A 16,740-nucleotide genomic window follows, 5' to 3' on the forward strand; every position below is an offset into this window, starting at 1 on the left:
GATTCACCGCAGAGAACACGAGGACGCTGAGTTTTCGGAGAGGATTTTCTGAAACAGAAAAAAATAGCCTTATGTCATCAAGTTTCTGGAATTTTAGGCAATGTTATTGCCATTTTACCAGCAAAAATTGATTGAAGCAGGCTGCGATGAAGTCGGACGGGGCTGTTATGCCGGTCCTGTTTTTGCTGCAGCCGTTATCCTGCCCAGAGATTTCCAGCATCCATTGCTCAACGACAGTAAACAGGTTAATGCAAAGCAAAGACAATTACTCAAAGGTATCATCGAACAAGAAGCCATCAGTTGGGCAGTAGCTTCTGTAAGCAATGAGGAAATTGATCAGATTAACATCCTGAAAGCTTCTTATAAAGCTATGCATATGGCTATTGACCAGTTAAACAGTACACCTGAATTATTGCTGATAGACGGAAACAGGTTTATTCCTTACCAAAAAATTGCACACCAGTGTATCGTGAAAGGTGATGGAAAATACAGCAGTATTGCTGCAGCGAGCATCCTGGCCAAAACTTATCGCGATGAATTTATGATGCGGTTGCATGAACAATACCCTCAATACGGATGGAATAATAACAAAGGATATGGAACTGCTGAACACCGCAGTGCCATCGAAACATATGGTCTTTGTGAGCACCACCGAAAAAGTTTCAATATTATGCCGCAACAGTTAAGTCTGCCAATCTAATATTATTCGTTCCATTCTCCTGCTCCTTCCCGAATTACTTCATAGCTATCTTTTGTGCAATCAATTACGGTTGACGGTATCATACCGCCATTACCCCCATCTATGACTATATCTACCAGTTTTTCGAATTTTTCATAAATGATACCAGGATCGGTGTATTCCTCAACCATTTCTCCCGGAAGTGAAGCCGATAAAATAGGATGACGAAGTTCATGTACAATCTGACGGGCAATATTATTATCGGGTACCCTTAAACCGATGGTACTTTTTTTGCTCTGCAAAATTTTGGGCACCTCCTTACTCGCTGGTAAAATAAAAGTATAGGGGCCCGGTAAATAACTTTTCAGCAGACGGTATAAAGGGGTTGAAATACTTTTTGTATACTGACTTAAATCACTGAGATCATAACAAACAAAACTTAGTTGGGCTTTGTTGGGGTCAACCTGTTTAATTCTTGCAATTCGCTCTACTGCTTTATGTTGAAAGATATCACACCCCAGTCCATAGATGGTATCTGTTGGATAAATAATGACACCTCCGGAAAGCAGGCATTCTGCAATCATACGCAGGTGCCTGGGGTTAGGATTATCAGGGTGAACCTCAAGCAGCATTACTAAATATAAGGTCTTAATGGCAAAAGATAAAATTAGTAACTCAATTGGCTCTGATTCAGTATAAAGAATAAGAGTTGATTTTTTAGCCACAGATTCACAGATGATCGTTCAATAATCTGTGAATCTGTGGCTAAAACTCTTCATACAATACATTATACATTCCATTTCAATTGTTCTGATTATGCTTTTATTAACAATGAGTTCCTCTTATTTTTGCAAAAACTTCATCCATGCGTTTACAGGCAGTTGATATCGTTGACAAAATCAGCCCTGCAGATTTTAAAGCGTATTACTACCTGCCTAAAAAACCGGTGGTAATGCGTAACATGTCCAAAAACTGGACTGCTTACGATAAATGGAACTGGGATTATTTTAAAACACTGGTAGGTGATAAAAAAGTAGGCCTGTACAATAATATTAAAAGCGATGCTTACACACCTATCAATAAGGCAGATGATTATAAAACTTTTGGTGACTATATTGACATGATCCGAACAGGCCCTGCAGCCTGGCGAATTTTTTTGTTCAATATTTTTGAGCACGCTCCACAGCTCACCAAAGATTTTACCTGGCCTGATGAAATGATGACTGGCTTTATAAAAAGGTATCCCATGCTATTTGTGGGTGGCGCTACCAGCATTACTCATATGCACTTCGATATAGACATGAGTCATATACTGCATACCCAGTTCGTAGGCAGGAAAAAAGTTTTATTATTTCCTTTTGAAGAACAACATAAACTATATCGCAAACCCTTTGAAGTATTGAGTCTGGCAGATTTCAGTAATTATCATCACCTGAATGGATCGCCGGATTATAACCAGTTCCCCGCATTAAAACTGGCGAATGGTTATGATATTACACTCGAACATGGCGACACACTTTATATGCCTGCCGGTTATTGGCATCACATGGAATACCTCGACAGTGGCTTTGCCATGAGTTTGAGGGCTTTACAGTCATCATTCGGGGGAAAACTCAATGGTGTATGGAATCTGTTTGGTATGCGTAATATCGATACATTGATGAAGAAGACAATGCCACATCCATGGTATAACTGGAAGAAGAGAAAAATATTTGAGTATGCTGAAAAAGAACTTCAGAAGGAAGAAATATAACCTTGCAAAAAAGAATAGAAAAAGGCGGCCTTGTGCCGCCTTTTTCACTTGTAACCCCTAATGAAAACTGAATACGAGAAAAATTTCAGGCATTTCTGCTGTTTTTTCTCTACCCATATCAAAAGTAGTATAGTCCTCAAAAAAATCCAACGTTGAAAACACCCAAATTAATAGGGTGTTTTCACTGATGACAATTCGGTGAAAACATCAAAGATAAATTCTGGATAAAACGGAGATTTGCAGCACAAAAAAATGTAATTTACCATCGAAAATCTACATCCGCATACCCCATCATGTGGATTTTTATTGTTGTTAATTGTCTTATATGATTCAAATTGCCCTGGTTGATGACCATGTACTGTTGAGAAACGGGCTTGCCTCACTGGTTAATTCTTTTAGTGGATATAAAGTCTTGTTTGAAGCAAATAGCGGCAAACACATGATTGAATTATTAGACTCCAATAATTTACCTGATGTGGTCTTGCTCGATATTACAATGCCGGATATGAATGGGTATGAAACTGCTTTATGGCTTACCACACATTATCCGCAGGTAAAAATACTGGCACTCACCATGCTCAATGATGAACGTTCCATCATACGCATGTTTAAAAACGGGGCTAAAGGCTATTTACTCAAAGACAGCAAACCACAGGAACTCAAAGCAGCACTCGACGGTATTGTTAACAAGGGCGTATACCTGAACAAACTGATGTGTGATAATATCATGCACACCATGAAAACTTCACCTGAAGAAGATGCTGATATACTAAAGTTCACAGAACTCACCGATCAGGAAAAAGAATTCCTCGGATGGGCCTGTACCGATAAATCCTATCGTGAAATAGCAGAACTCATGGGTACCAGCCTACGCAATGTGGATGAAACAAGAGATCATCTCTTTCAGAAACTACAGACAGCTACCCGGGTTGGACTGGCACTCTTTGCGATTAAACATGATATCGCAAAGTTATAATTCATGTCTCCCTTCGATCGATTTTGTTGAATAAAAAAAGTCCCGGGCAGCAAGCCGGGACTTTTCATTGAACAGAGGAACAGAGAAATATCCAACTTTGAAGTTGAAGATTTCTCTGTTCCTCTGTTTTTTTGTTTTACACAATCTCCCACACTTCTCTGCCACGCAATAATTTATCAAGGTTTCCCTTGCCTTTGGTAGCAATGATTTCTTCCAGTTGCATAGCCATTACATCTTCATAACAGGCCCTGTCTGTTTCATAAAAAACGCCAAAGGGGCGAGGAAAATGAATACCCTGTTGACCGGGATCATCAAACATACGAATGAGGGCCTGTGCTTTGTAAAAATCTCTTTCATCATGTATCCAGAGATCATCTGCACTGGTAGAACCATCTGTTAAATCAACCACTACAGGTTTCATTCCATCGATCTTAATTCCTTTTTGCTGACTGGCACCAAAAATTAAAGGCTTACCCTGTTCCAGGAACAAAGCTTCATCTGGTTTGGATCCTTTCTCGGTAAATATTTCAAAAGCCCCATCATTAAAGATGTTACAGTTCTGGTATATTTCCAGCATCGACGCTCCCTTGTGTTGATGAGAGCGGGTGAGCATTGCCTGCAGGTGTTTGGGATCACGATCCATACTCCTGGCAATAAAGCTGGCATCAGCACCCATGGCCAGTGCCAATGGATTAAACGGATGGTCTATACTACCATAGGGTGTACTCTTGGTTATCTTGTTTTCTTCAGATGTAGGTGAATACTGCCCCTTGGTTAATCCATATATCTGGTTATTGAACAGAAGAATATTTACATCGAAATTTCTTCTTAATAAATGAATTGTATGGTTACCACCAATACTAAGGCTGTCGCCATCGCCGGTAACAATCCATACACTCAGTTCAGGGCGGGTAGCTTTTAGTCCACTTGCAATGGCCGTGGCTCTGCCATGAATTGAATGCATACCATATGTATTCATATAATAAGGGAAACGGCTGCTACAGCCGATGCCACTTATAATGACAATATTTTCTTTGGGTACTCCGATACCCGGCATTATTTTCTGTACCTGTGCCAGTATAGAATAGTCGCCACAGCCAGGGCACCAACGCACTTCCTGGTCGGTGGCAAAATCTTTGGCTGTTAATACCGGTGCGGTTGTAGTTGTTGCTGACATGCTTATCAATAATTAAAATGATCAGACAGGGTGTTCCTGTAAAGTTCCGAAAAAAGATTTATGAAGCAGTGGCTCCTGTTAATTCTTCCCAATATTCTGCGGCTCTGCGTGTATGGGGTATAACAATAGTGCCGCCTACAATGTTGGCCACAGCAAATATCTCATACATTTCATCGGTATTTATACCCAGTTCATGGCATTTACCCAGATGGTATTTAATACAGTCGTCGCAACGCAACACCATACTGGCCACCAGCCCGAGCATTTCCTTTGTTTTTTTATCCAGAGCCCCATCATCGTATGTATTGGTATCCAGGTTCCAGAGGCGCTTCATCACCAGGTTATTCTTACTCAGGATCACATCATTCATTTTCTCACGGTACGAATTAAATTCTTCTGCCAGTTTACCCATATTTCAGTTTTTAGCCTGTAAAAATACAAAAGCCTGCGACTGGGCATGTCATTTATTTGTACTTTAAACACCTAAACCATTACCATGAAGCAGTTATTTCTATGGATCAGCCTCTGTCTGACCCAGTTTTTGATGGCTCAATCCGGCTCTGAAGCCATTAAAATAACCGATATGCTTAAAATTAACCAGGTGGGCAATGTGAGCATCAGCCCAGATGGCAGTAAAACATTGTTCTCCGTAACCAGTATTGAGCCCGAAGGCGATACCAAATGGGAGTACCGTTATGTAAACAGGTTATACCTGCTTAATAATGATGGTTCCGCTTCTGTTAAAGCCATCACAGGGGGAAGAGAATCGGCCGGACAGCCAACCTGGAGCCCCGACAGTAAGCAACTGCTTTTTGTTCGCCCCGTAGATGGCCGGGCGCAATTATTCCTCCTATCCCTCGAAGGTGGTGAGCCCATACAATTAACGCGTTTTAAATACGGTACCGGAAGCCCCCGTTGGAGTCCGGATGGAAAGAAAATCATCTTTTCCGTAAACCTTCGTCTTGAACAGTTGCTAAATGATGAAGAGCTGAACCCGGGCAAAAAAACACCGGTATGGTCGCTGGAAAAACCAGGGTTTGCTGCAAATGAATTCTTATTAAATAATGCCAAACCCGACCCCGATGGTAATACCGAAGAAATCAGGGCTTACCTCAACCTCAATACTGTTGCACAAAAAGCCAAAGTATTCAATAAGCTAAACTTACAGCAGGAAGCTACCACTTCGGGTGAACTGAACTTTACACATTTCTTTATAATGGATGCAGAGGGCAATACAACACCTAAAGCAATTACACATGGTTTTAACCGTTTCTCCGGTGTTGAATTTACACCTGATGGACAGCAATTAATTATTACAGGTAATGCAATGCTAACAGAACATCCGGACCGGGTGTTAGAAAATGAAATTTATCTCGCAAATACCGATGGAAGCAACTTGAAAAAAGTATTGGGTGAGAAAGGAAAGAGCTACAATAACCCCGTAGTATCTCCAGGTGGTAAATGGATGGCTTTTCAGTTTGGTGGTACCTCATTTGTAAGTGTTCCTTCTCTGGCCATCATGCCATTAAATGGGAAAGCAGCAGATATGGTTATCATTCCGTTCGACAGAAACAAGGGTGGACTTACCTGGAGTAAAGATGAGCAGTTTATTTACTTCACTGCACAAAGCAATGGTGGCGCCCCTTTATATAGAGCCGATGTAAAAACAAAACAGGTAAAACAATTATCTGATTATGATGGTGGCATTAACAGTTTCGATATTTATAACGACATGGTCGTGTATAGCAAAACACAGGTGAGTAATCCATCAGAATTGTACAGCAACAATACAGCCATGCAGAGTGAAAAAAGAGTTACTTCTTTTAATCACAACTGGTTACAACAAAAGAAACTAAGTTTTCCCGAGAAAGCCTCTTTTGTAAATGAAAAGGGATTAACAGTTGAATATTGGGTAATGAAACCGGCCAATTATGAAGCTGGTAAAAAATATCCCACCATTCTTAATATTCATGGTGGCCCATCTGCCATGTGGGGTCCTGGTGAAAGTTCTATGTGGCATGAGTTTCAATATTATGCAGCCAAAGGTTATGTGATAGTATATGGTAACCCGAGAGGATCGGGCGGTTATGGTGTAGATTTCTTAAGGGCCAATGTAAACGACTGGGGAGCAGGCCCTACATCTGATGTATTGACTTACCTGACAAAAGCAGCAGGCGCTGGATTTATTGATACGTCAAGACTGGCTGTTACTGGGGGTTCCTATGCCGGCTATCTTGTTGCATGGATCATTGCGCATGACCAGCGTTTTAAAGCCGCTTGCGCCCAACGGGGTGTATATGAACTCGGCACTTTCTTTGGAGAGGGAAATGCATGGCGCCTGGTGCCTAACTATTTTGGCGGTTATCCATGGGAAGAAAAAGTAAAACCTGTTCTTGCACGTGAATCACCCATTAATTATGTAGACAGGATTAAAACACCATTTATCATTTTCCATGGAGAAAATGATTTGCGCACTGGTGTAATACAAAGTGAAATGTTATACAAAAGTCTGAAAGTGCTTGGCAGAACTGTAGAGTACGTAAGACATCCCGGGGGTACACATGAGCTCACCAGAAGTGGCAATAACAGGCAGCGGATTGATCAGATGTTAAGAACCATTGAATTCTTCGACAGATTCATCAAACACTAATCCTCCATTTTTCCCTGCACGGATTTAAATCCGGTGCAGGGAAAAATTATTTTAATGTTTTTAGCCAGTCGACTAATCCAAGATGAATTTTTGTAGCTACATCAGTATGGAATTTTGGACTGATGATTTTTTTCTCATCGGCTTCGTTGCTTAAAAATGCTATCTCTACCAATACATTCGGAAAATCGGTAGGCGAATTAAGGGCAAAATTAAAACTGCCGATATTACCAAATTCATTCAGTTTCAGTTCCAGCATCCGCTTCAGCACCGCAGTAGTGAGGGGCCTGAAACCAATATGTTTATAATAAGTGCTGGTTCCTCTTACACCGGTATTAGCACTGGAATTCAAATGTAAACTGATCAACAAATCGGGCTTCTGTTCCTGCAACCACAATATCCGGTCTTTATTATCAAAAGTGGTATCATCAGAACGGGTCATAATGATATGCTTAACTCCTTTCAGTTTCAGGTGTTTCTGAAGCGCTTTAGCAAAACGAAGTGTATAAATTTTCTCCGAAGCTTTTGCTTTGATTCCCGAGGCACCGGTATTGGTTCCTCCATGACCAGCATCAATAGCAATACGCAAATTTCTTAAGTCAGTTTTTTGGGGTTGGCGACGAACTTTTACTACCAATGACCTGCCCATATAACCAATGCTGTAGCCCCAGTGTTGTTGATGCTTAAGTTCGATTGTTAAACGAAAAACATCGTCTTCTGTTTGCTGGTAATACACATTCTTTACCTCCTTTAATGTTTGTAACTGTGTAATCCAGTTGGTATTACTTTGTACTCCATAAATATCCACCACAATTTTAGACGGATTAATTTCCATCCAGCTTTTATAAGGTAGTTTTTCTTCCAGCAGAATACCAACATTATCAGTAGCTGAATCGCCTTTGGCACTAATTGATCCTGTTACATACCAGGGTTTAAGCTGGTTGAGACTATCTGTTCGTACATATTGCTTTTCTATAAACGCCTGATGAAATTTTGATAATTGTATGAGGTACATTCCTTTAATAGTATCCATCACACGTAATGCAATATTTGAATCGATATAACCCAGCTTGGCACCGCCTAACCGGTCTTCGCCCAAACCATATGCCAGTGCAGGCAGTTTTCCGGTGGAGCGACCAATCCAGGGAGTATAAAAATTAGTCTGGGCATTTGCTGCCAAAACAAAAGCAAAACAGATACAAATGAATGCGGATTTCATGTGTTCAAATTAATATAAATACAAACAAAAAGGCCTCACTGTTTTGAAACAATGAGACCTTTGTTTGAGCAAGCAACCGTAAAACAAAGATCAAATATGTGAAATCTTTGTGAAACCCGGTAATTTTTTACCGCTTTTTTTCTTACAAATGATAGCCGTTATCCGATACCAGTTTTTCGCAGATACGACGACGGGCATCTTTGGTATTAAAGGGTTCTACCTTGGTAAAACGCTTCAGGCCAATATGCATCATTCTCAGTTCATCTCCATCTGCAAAGCTGTTCAGGGCATCTTTACCCGATTTATTGATACGGTCAGCCGCATCATATAGATAAGTCCGCATAATATCGCCCTGTAACTGGGTAGCCGCCGCCCCTTTCTGTTCGGTCAGTTTTATTACACGGAGCAATGCACTTTCGGCATTATAGGTTTCAATAGCCATATCGGCAATATTCATCAACACTTCCTGTTCTTTTTCCAACTGCATCATCAGTTTCTGTACGGCCGCACCAGCCACCATGAGGATGGCTTTTTTGAAATTGGCTATATACTTCAATTCCTTACTAAACGCCCCTTCCTCTTCCGAACCAAAATCAGGAATACTCATCAGTTCTTTTTGCACTGCCATTGCAGGACCCATCAGATCCAGTTTACCCTTCATGGCGCGTTTCAGTACCATATCAACCGTAAGCAGGCGGTTAATTTCATTGGTTCCTTCATAAATTCGGTTGATTCGGCTGTCGCGATAGGCTTTTGAAATCATGTATTCATCACTAAACCCATTACCACCATGTATCTGAACGCCTTCATCCACCACATAATCTAGTACCTCACTGCCATATACTTTCAGCATGGCACATTCAATAGCATACTCTTCTGCTGCGCCCAACAGTGCTTCAGCAAAAGTTTTACCATTGGCCATCAGTTCATGTTCCTTGTCGTCAATCCATTTCGATGCACGATAGAGTGCACTTTCACACACCCACATACGAATAGCCATTTCAGCCATTTTATGTTTGATGGCACCAAACTTGGCAATCGAAATCTTAAACTGTTCGCGGGTAATGGCATATTGAATAGATATGGTAGCCGCACGCTTAGATCCACCTAAAGCTGCTGCACATAATTTCAAACGACCAATATTCAGAATATTAAATGCAATTACATGACCACGGCCTATTTCACCCAACACATTTTCTACGGGTACTTTACAATCCTGGAAATACAACTGAACAGTAGAAGAGCCTTTGATACCCATTTTATGTTCTTCAGGCCCCTGTGTAAAACCTTCAAAACCACGCTCTACAATAAAGCCTGTAAACTTGTCGCCATCAATCTTTGCAAAAACGGTATACACATCAGCAAACCCACCGTTGGTGATCCAGCATTTTTGTCCATTCAGGATATAATATTTTCCATCATCACTGAGTCTGGCTGTGGTTTTAGCACCTAATGCATCACTACCACTATTGGGCTCCGTTAAACCATAAGCTCCTTTCCATTCGCCGCTGGCCAGTTTGGGAATATATTTCTGCTTTTGTTCCTCTGTTCCAAAATATAAAATGGGCAATGAACCAATACCTGTATGAGCCGCTACTGCAACGGAAAAAGAATGGCCACCACCCAAACCTTCATTTACAATGGTAGACGTAATAAAATCTTTTCCCAGTCCGCCGTATTGCTCGGGGAAGGAAGTTGATAACAGCCCCTGTTCACCGGCTTTCTCCAGCAAAGAAGGCATAAGACCAGTTTCCAGTTTATCGATACGATCAATAATCGGTAATACTTCTGCATCCAGGAACTGGGTACACATATCCATCACCATATGCTGCTCCTCGTTGAAATCTTCTGGTATAAAAGTTTCAAACGGATTGCTCTCTTTAATGAGCCACTCACCACCCTGAAGGGCTTTCGCCTGTTTTGTTGTTTCCATGGAAGTTTGTATTTGTTAGTTAATTAATGATTTGAAGTAGTTAATGGTCTATGGACCATTGACCATTGACTTGCACCCTAAGTTAAATTATCATACACGCGCTGAAACACCGATTTCACTGTTTCAATCTCCTCTTTGTTCACTCCTATCAATGCTTCACTCATGGTTTGATTGGCCAGATCGATCGTCAAATCCTGTAATCCTTTTGCTGTTTCTGTTAAACAAACCAGGTTTATTCTTCTGTCTTCTTTAGAAGCCGTACGTTTTACCAGTTTCTGTTTTTCGAGGTTATCAATCAGCCTTGTAATACTGGGCTTATCGCGGAAAGTACGGTTACATAATTCCTGCTGACTCAAACAATCTTCTTTCCACAGATGATACAATACACTCCATTGTTCAATGGTAATTTCGAGACCCGCCTGTCTGAAATTTTTCTGTAACCTTCTGGCAACAGCAGTAGATGCCATCCCATTGATTACACTGTATAATTCCCCTCTTTTGAATTGGTTGTTTGGCATATAGTTAGTTATGCAACTAATTTCAAAGTAAATTCGTTTCTTTGACATTGCCAAGAATAAAACCTTAAAATTCCTTGTCAGCACAGCTTTTTATAGAATACGAAGGTTCAAAGCTCTATTACCATCGCTTTGGCGTTGGTAATCAATGGTTATTCTGTTTTCATGGCTATGGAGAAGAAGGTGAAAAGTTTCTCCTGCTGAAAGATTTGTGGCAAACACATACGATCATCGCCTTTGATATGCCGTTTCATGGCAAAACCCACTGGACCGGCCCTTTACTACTGGAGCCAACTGTTTTAATGACTATAATACAGTTGATTGCTCCGGCCGGCAAATCAATTCAGTTAATGGGTTATAGCATGGGTGGAAGGGTTTGTATGCGTTTACTGGAAATGTACCCACAACAAATAAGCCACCTCATTCTGGTCGCCCCAGACGGATTACATAAAAATCCCTGGCAGAAATTTTCAACACAAACATGGGTAGGAAATATACTTTTCAGGTTTACCATGCGATATCCCGGATGGATGTTTGCCATGATGGCACTAACCACCAGACTTGGTTTATTTAATAAAAGTATCAGCAGGTTTGCACATCATTACCTCGATGATGCGGAAGAAAGAGAAAAATTATACAAAAGATGGACCACCATGCGAAAATTTCGTCCTTCACTCAATAGACTGAAAAAAATCATTGCAACTCATAAGGTAAAAGTTCATTTGTTGTTTGGAAAATATGACCGGGTTATCCTGTCAAAACATGGTTTCCGGTTACAGAAAGGGCTGGAACACCTCATTACCGTAGAAGAACTTGAAGCTGGTCACCACCTGTTACAGGAAAAATACAAACCGAACCTGTTAAAGATGATTACTGACTAAGCTGCTACTATATAAACATAAATAAGTTTCTTTGTCACATGTATCCCGCCGGACTCTTCCTCACCATCTTGCTGGTATTGGCCTATTGCTGGCTGATTCTTCAGTACAGGAAATGGTTCCGTCGTTTACAGCCATTTAAACCTGACGGTAATATTTCACCGCTTACTTCTTTTTCCATCATCATACCTGCACGCAATGAGGCAGCCGGTATAGCAGATGTTATCAGAACCATACTCAACAGCAGTTATCCCTCGGCGCTTATTGAATTAATTGTAGTGAACGATCATTCAACCGACGCAACGGTTGAAATTGTTCAACAACTTCAGCAAGAGTATTCCAACCTGCAGCTTATTCACCTCGAAGCACACCTCGACGGCAACCCGATGAATGCGTATAAAAAGAAAGCCATTGAAGTAGCCATCAGCAAAAGTAAAGGTGAATGGATTATTACAACCGATGCCGATTGTAATGCACCCGCTCAATGGTTGCATTTATACGATGCCTATATTCAGCAGCAGCGGCCCGTATTCGTAGCGGCACCGGTAATGTTTACACATAAAAAAGGCATCTTATCGTTATTCCAGTTACTCGATTTTATGAGCTTGCAGGGCATTACTGCAGCCGCTGTTTCTGCAGGTTATCATACCATCTGCAATGGCGCAAACCTTGCTTACAGAAAAGAAGTATTTTATGAAGTAGGACAGTTCAAGGGTATTGATGAACTGGCAAGTGGGGATGATATGTTACTGATGTTCAAAATCAAACAAAGATATCCTGACAGGCTAGGATACCTCTTTCACCAGGGTGCTATTGTAACCACAGCACCCATGCACAACTGGTCTGCTTTTATTAACCAGCGTATTCGTTGGGCCAGCAAGGCCGATCGGTATGATGATAAAAGTGTTTTCCGCATTCTTGCACTTGTATATGCAGTAAATCTTGCGTTATTAATTTTACTACCGGTGAATCTTTTTATTAGCGGTGAAATAGCACATTGGTTAACACTGATGTTGGTTAAAACAGTTGTTGAACTTTCTTTTATGCGTTCCGTAGCTCGTTTTTATAGCCAGCAGGACACTTTGTTATATTTTCCATTCATGCAACCGCTGCATCTTATATATACAGTAGTTGCCGGATGGCTGGGCAAATTCGGAACTTATCAATGGAAGGGGAGACAGGTAAAATAAAGCGATTGTTTAGTGGTTTTTCGATTCTTTTCGTTCGGGCCACCAGGAGTATAAGATCATGAGTACAAAGCCTAACAGGAGAAAACAATATTTAATAAAATTCCACATAAATAATATTCTACATAAATGATACCAATACAGTGAAAACGTTTATCCGGCAGGATCGTTTTTCGGTAAATATTCATTTCCAATCGGTGATTCGTATAAATCAGTAATTTCCCACAGTGACTACCACCCTTAATACGTTATCTACTTTCAAGAGGTTGCTCCGTAACAAAGGGGCTGCATTTGGATTGATACTGATTCTGCTTAGTTTGCTGCTTGCAGTAGCTGGTTATTTTCTTGCCCCCGATTCTTCCCCTAATGCCAATCGTATGATTCCTGAAATAGGCAGTAAAAAACCGGGGTATGAAGTACAGTTACTTCGTATAAATCGCGAAAAAATAACAGGGGCCTCCTCTTTTTTTTCGAGGCTGATCAGGGGTGTAGAAGATAAATGGCAATATATTCCTGTACAATCATACCAGGTACAAAAAGATAGTATAATCTATCAACGTATTGTAGATGATCCTATTACGGAAAGAAAAGCAGTACTGCTTCGTTACACGGCACCTGAACCGGTAAAAAAAGTAAAGTTTTACTTAGGTACAGACAAATTTGGAAGAGATATTTTAAGCCGTCTTATTATTGGCGTAAGGGTGAGTCTTGCAGTAGGTATAATTGCGGTAATCATTTCGCTTACAATCGGCATCACCCTTGGTGCCATGGCCGGGTATTTCAAGGGGAGAACCGACGGTATCATTATGTGGTTCCTGAATGTTATCTGGAGCATCCCCACATTATTACTTGTTTTTGCCATTACACTGGTACTCGGAAAAGGATTCTGGCAGGTATTTATTGCCGTTGGACTCACCATGTGGGTGAATGTGGCCCGATTGGTGCGCGGACAGGTGATGGCCATTCGCGAACTGGAATATGTAGAAGCAACAAGGGTACTTGGTTATTCTAATATGCGAACCATCATCAAACATATACTTCCTAATATTCTGGGACCCGTAATGGTAATTGCTGCCAGTAATTTTGCATCTGCTATTGTAATAGAAGCAGGTTTAAGTTTTTTAGGAGTAGGTGTACAACCCCCGCAACCCAGTTGGGGACTGATGATCAAGGAAAACTATAATTTCATCATCACCAATAATCCCATGCTCGCCCTCGCCCCCGGCATTGCCATTATGTTACTGGTACTGGCATTTAATTTATTAGGTAATGGCTTGAGAGATGCATTGAATGTGAGGGATGAGAGAGCGTGAGGCGTGAATAGTGAATAGTGAATAGTGAAACTCCGAAATTAAAGCACAGCCTAAAAGTATTATACAAGTTTTGTCATTTCACTATTCATTATTCACGCTTCATCCCGCAAGGCTTTCTCTTTCTTCCCGCAGTTTGCTATCGAGTACTATTACCATTCCCATACATAGCCAGAACAGGCTGCCTATTTTATCGGTTTCAATCATGTCGCTGATAAAGTTGATGGTACCAATCATGACAAGTATTACAGTTACTGTTAGTGTTACAGACCTGTAAAAATAACTATGTAGCTGGTGATAAATTTTCTGTAACCGAATAAGCATAAAAAAATAAAGTGCACAAAAAATGATAAGACCCATTATCCCCTGTTCCAATGCGGTTAGTAAAAAATAATTGTGCACTGTTGAATGTTCCGGGTTATTGCTAACCCATGTTTCAAAACGTTTTACTGTATAGGGCCGGTAATGAAGATAGAAAGATGAAGGGCCAAAGCCCGTAAGAGGTTTTTCTGCCAACATCCGGGCACCGGCTACCCATCGGTAAAAGCGTTCTGCATTTGAAACATCTTTTAATTCAACGGTGGCTGATAAATGTTGTGAGAAGTCGGTATGAAAAATGGTTTTATCATGATCGGGGGCAAAACGGAAATAACGTTTATCGGTTACCAACCAGACTGTCGATACCAATACAGCCGTTATTGCCAATACAATTAATACGCCCATTTGTTTTTTCCTGATCGCTACAATAGCTAACACACCTACTACCAGGGCCAACCATGCACCTCTTGAATAGGCAAGTATTAATGCCAGCGCACCAGCCAATAATGCAGTTATTACCCATTTTCGCTTACGGGTATTTTGAGGTGTGAGCTGGTATACGCAAAACAAAACAGCCAGCAGGCAAACCAGCATAGATGCGTAGTTCACATGGTTACGAAAAAAAGGAGAGAGATGCCGATTAATACTTTCAAAACTAAATGCATCCACCCCATGACGGAATAATGTAACCACAACAACAAAACCCATAGGCCATAATAAGCAAGCCACTAATTTTTGTATGCGTGAAATAGAATTCAGCCAAATGGCTGGTAGAATAACAAAGGGAACTATATACCAGATTTTGGCTAACAGAAATTTAATTGCAGGAAGAGGTTCTATCGCATAAATAGTAGTAATACCTATCCAGCAGACATGCATGATTAACAAAAAAAATACTGGATGTTTCCACACCGCTAAGGGAAACTGTTGTGGGCGATGCCACCAATATAGCAATGCTACCCCGGTGAGCAGTATCATCACAATTTCATCCGGGAAATCAAGTCCAAGCCTGGGAGTGATATTGAGTTCAGTTGATAAAGGCAGCAGACATAATAAAAGCCAAAATAATTGCTCAGTAGTTTTTGTTACAAACTGAAAAAAGGTGGGAATAATTAGCCATGCAAAAGGAATACAGACCCATTGCCATTGTTGTGTCAGGATGGCGATAACAGCAAAAGATATAAATACGAGTAATGACAGTATTTCTTTTCGCTGATATGAGATAAACACAGAACGCATCAGTTAGTTCATCTGTTTACGATTACCCAGTAATAAGAGTAATATTGAAAATATAAAACCGGCGACGGCTGCAGCGAGTATAATAGCAGGTTTATCAGGTCGTTCGGCTTTGGCAGAGGGAACTGCTTTATCCAATACAAACAATACAGGTGTTTGCATTTTTGTCATAACACCAAATTGCGCAGCTAATGTTCGATATTCCTGTAAATCACTTAAAACAGATTTTATTCTTAACTGCAACAATTCAAATAACTGGTCTTTAGTTTCTGGTATTTTTCTTAAGCTGTCTGCCAACTGCTGATACTCTGTTTCTTTTGTTTGTATAGCCTTTTCAAGAAAAGATTTTGACCCTGCGTATTGCTCATGTGCTATAGTTTCAATTTGTTTTGTTACAATTTTAACCAAAGCATTTATAAGATCAGCTGATAACTGTGGGTCTTTTGTCCAGCACAAAATTTTTAGTTGTCCTTTTTCTGTTCTTTGCAGCGACAGATCTTCGCGTAATTTTAAAACTGCTTTTCTTCTTAAAATAGGTTTCTCATCTTTACTAAGTTTATAATAGTCAATTAGTTTATACTCATCTACTAATTGTTTGTATGCAGTATCAAGATCGGCAATACCCATTATACGGTCCAGATCATCACCAGATCCAAAATAAGAATAGAGTCCCTGAATGTTCTCATTGAATAAGCGAGATTTATCTGCCAGTTGCGGGTTTGCGGCTATCAGCATAGCGGTTGAGCGATACTGTTTAGGCATCAAAAAAACAGTTACTATCGCTACAACAGCAGACAGTATAGTAAATAGTACTATTTTTTTCCAGTTATGTTGAATGACAGTGGCTGTTTCTGCCATATTAAATGAACTTGTATTCATACCTTATGAAAGTACAATTTAATGGTTGATCTT

The 16,740-nt window shown here is 40.4% G+C and carries 15 protein-coding genes; 7 read left to right on the forward strand and 8 right to left on the reverse strand.

The genetic code is table 11. The annotated features are described in order from the left end of the window. Positions 1-100 precede the first annotated feature (100 nt). Positions 101-700 carry a ribonuclease HII gene (locus KXJ59_RS13540; RefSeq protein WP_295205645.1) on the forward strand — a complete coding sequence of 200 codons (600 nt, stop codon included), beginning with the start codon at positions 101-103 and terminating at the stop codon, positions 698-700. A gap of 2 nt (positions 701-702) precedes the next feature. On the opposite strand, the gene KXJ59_RS13545 is transcribed toward KXJ59_RS13540, so the two are convergent. Beyond that, positions 703-1,311, reverse strand: a complete 609-nt coding sequence (locus tag KXJ59_RS13545) for an L-threonylcarbamoyladenylate synthase (protein WP_295205648.1) — start codon at positions 1,309-1,311, stop codon at positions 703-705. Positions 1,312-1,544: 233 nt separating this feature from the next. On the opposite strand from KXJ59_RS13545, the gene KXJ59_RS13550 reads away from it, so the two are divergent. Together KXJ59_RS13550 and KXJ59_RS13555 are read left to right on the forward strand one after the other, a co-directional pair. Beyond that, entirely contained in the window at positions 1,545-2,432 is an 888-nt protein-coding gene (locus KXJ59_RS13550; RefSeq protein WP_295205651.1) for a cupin-like domain-containing protein, read from the forward strand. Positions 2,433-2,757: 325 nt separating this feature from the next. Next, positions 2,758-3,408, forward strand: coding sequence for a response regulator transcription factor (locus KXJ59_RS13555; protein ID WP_295205653.1), 651 nt, complete (start codon positions 2,758-2,760; stop codon positions 3,406-3,408). A gap of 136 nt (positions 3,409-3,544) precedes the next feature. Here KXJ59_RS13555 and KXJ59_RS13560 read toward each other — a convergent pair whose 3' ends face one another. Beyond that, on the reverse strand, positions 3,545-4,585 hold the full coding sequence (locus KXJ59_RS13560) for a 2-oxoacid:ferredoxin oxidoreductase subunit beta (protein ID WP_295205655.1): 1,041 nt from the start codon (positions 4,583-4,585) through the stop codon (positions 3,545-3,547). Positions 4,586-4,643: 58 nt separating this feature from the next. Then, complete coding sequence (locus KXJ59_RS13565) at positions 4,644-4,997, reverse strand: carboxymuconolactone decarboxylase family protein (protein WP_295205658.1); 354 nt, start codon at positions 4,995-4,997, stop codon at positions 4,644-4,646. An 84-nt stretch (positions 4,998-5,081) separates the two neighbouring features. On the opposite strand from KXJ59_RS13565, the gene KXJ59_RS13570 reads away from it, so the two are divergent. Next, positions 5,082-7,235, forward strand: coding sequence for a S9 family peptidase (locus KXJ59_RS13570; RefSeq protein WP_295205668.1), 2,154 nt, complete (start codon positions 5,082-5,084; stop codon positions 7,233-7,235). A gap of 46 nt (positions 7,236-7,281) precedes the next feature. On the opposite strand, the gene KXJ59_RS13575 is transcribed toward KXJ59_RS13570, so the two are convergent. The 3 genes from KXJ59_RS13575 to KXJ59_RS13585 form a co-directional block, all read right to left on the reverse strand. Next, the gene (locus KXJ59_RS13575; RefSeq protein WP_295205671.1) at positions 7,282-8,451 is read right to left on the reverse strand and encodes an N-acetylmuramoyl-L-alanine amidase; all 1,170 of its coding nucleotides are present in this window, start codon (positions 8,449-8,451) and stop codon (positions 7,282-7,284) included. Between the two features lie 142 nt (positions 8,452-8,593). Continuing rightward, a complete protein-coding gene (locus tag KXJ59_RS13580; RefSeq protein WP_295205674.1) occupies positions 8,594-10,384 on the reverse strand; it encodes an acyl-CoA dehydrogenase family protein in 1,791 nt (596 codons plus the stop codon). A gap of 77 nt (positions 10,385-10,461) precedes the next feature. Next, complete coding sequence (locus tag KXJ59_RS13585) at positions 10,462-10,902, reverse strand: MarR family transcriptional regulator (RefSeq protein WP_295205677.1); 441 nt, start codon at positions 10,900-10,902, stop codon at positions 10,462-10,464. Between the two features lie 74 nt (positions 10,903-10,976). Between KXJ59_RS13585 and KXJ59_RS13590 the strand changes: the two genes are divergently transcribed. From KXJ59_RS13590 to KXJ59_RS13600, 3 genes are all read left to right on the forward strand, one after another. Next, complete coding sequence (locus tag KXJ59_RS13590) at positions 10,977-11,780, forward strand: alpha/beta hydrolase (protein ID WP_295205680.1); 804 nt, start codon at positions 10,977-10,979, stop codon at positions 11,778-11,780. Positions 11,781-11,818: 38 nt separating this feature from the next. Further along, on the forward strand, positions 11,819-12,967 hold the full coding sequence (locus tag KXJ59_RS13595) for a glycosyltransferase (RefSeq protein WP_295205683.1): 1,149 nt from the start codon (positions 11,819-11,821) through the stop codon (positions 12,965-12,967). Between the two features lie 224 nt (positions 12,968-13,191). Beyond that, positions 13,192-14,277, forward strand: coding sequence for an ABC transporter permease (locus KXJ59_RS13600; RefSeq protein ID WP_295205686.1), 1,086 nt, complete (start codon positions 13,192-13,194; stop codon positions 14,275-14,277). A gap of 99 nt (positions 14,278-14,376) precedes the next feature. On the opposite strand, the gene KXJ59_RS13605 is transcribed toward KXJ59_RS13600, so the two are convergent. Together KXJ59_RS13605 and KXJ59_RS13610 are read right to left on the reverse strand one after the other, a co-directional pair. Beyond that, the gene (locus KXJ59_RS13605) at positions 14,377-15,831 is read right to left on the reverse strand and encodes an O-antigen ligase family protein (protein WP_295205688.1); all 1,455 of its coding nucleotides are present in this window, start codon (positions 15,829-15,831) and stop codon (positions 14,377-14,379) included. A gap of 3 nt (positions 15,832-15,834) precedes the next feature. Continuing rightward, positions 15,835-16,707, reverse strand: a complete 873-nt coding sequence (locus tag KXJ59_RS13610) for a Wzz/FepE/Etk N-terminal domain-containing protein (RefSeq protein ID WP_295205691.1) — start codon at positions 16,705-16,707, stop codon at positions 15,835-15,837. Positions 16,708-16,740 lie beyond the last annotated feature (33 nt).

Origin of the sequence: Sediminibacterium sp. (genome assembly GCF_019264485.1) — a bacterium.
In the GTDB taxonomy this organism is placed as follows: Bacteria; Bacteroidota; Bacteroidia; order Chitinophagales; family Chitinophagaceae; genus Sediminibacterium.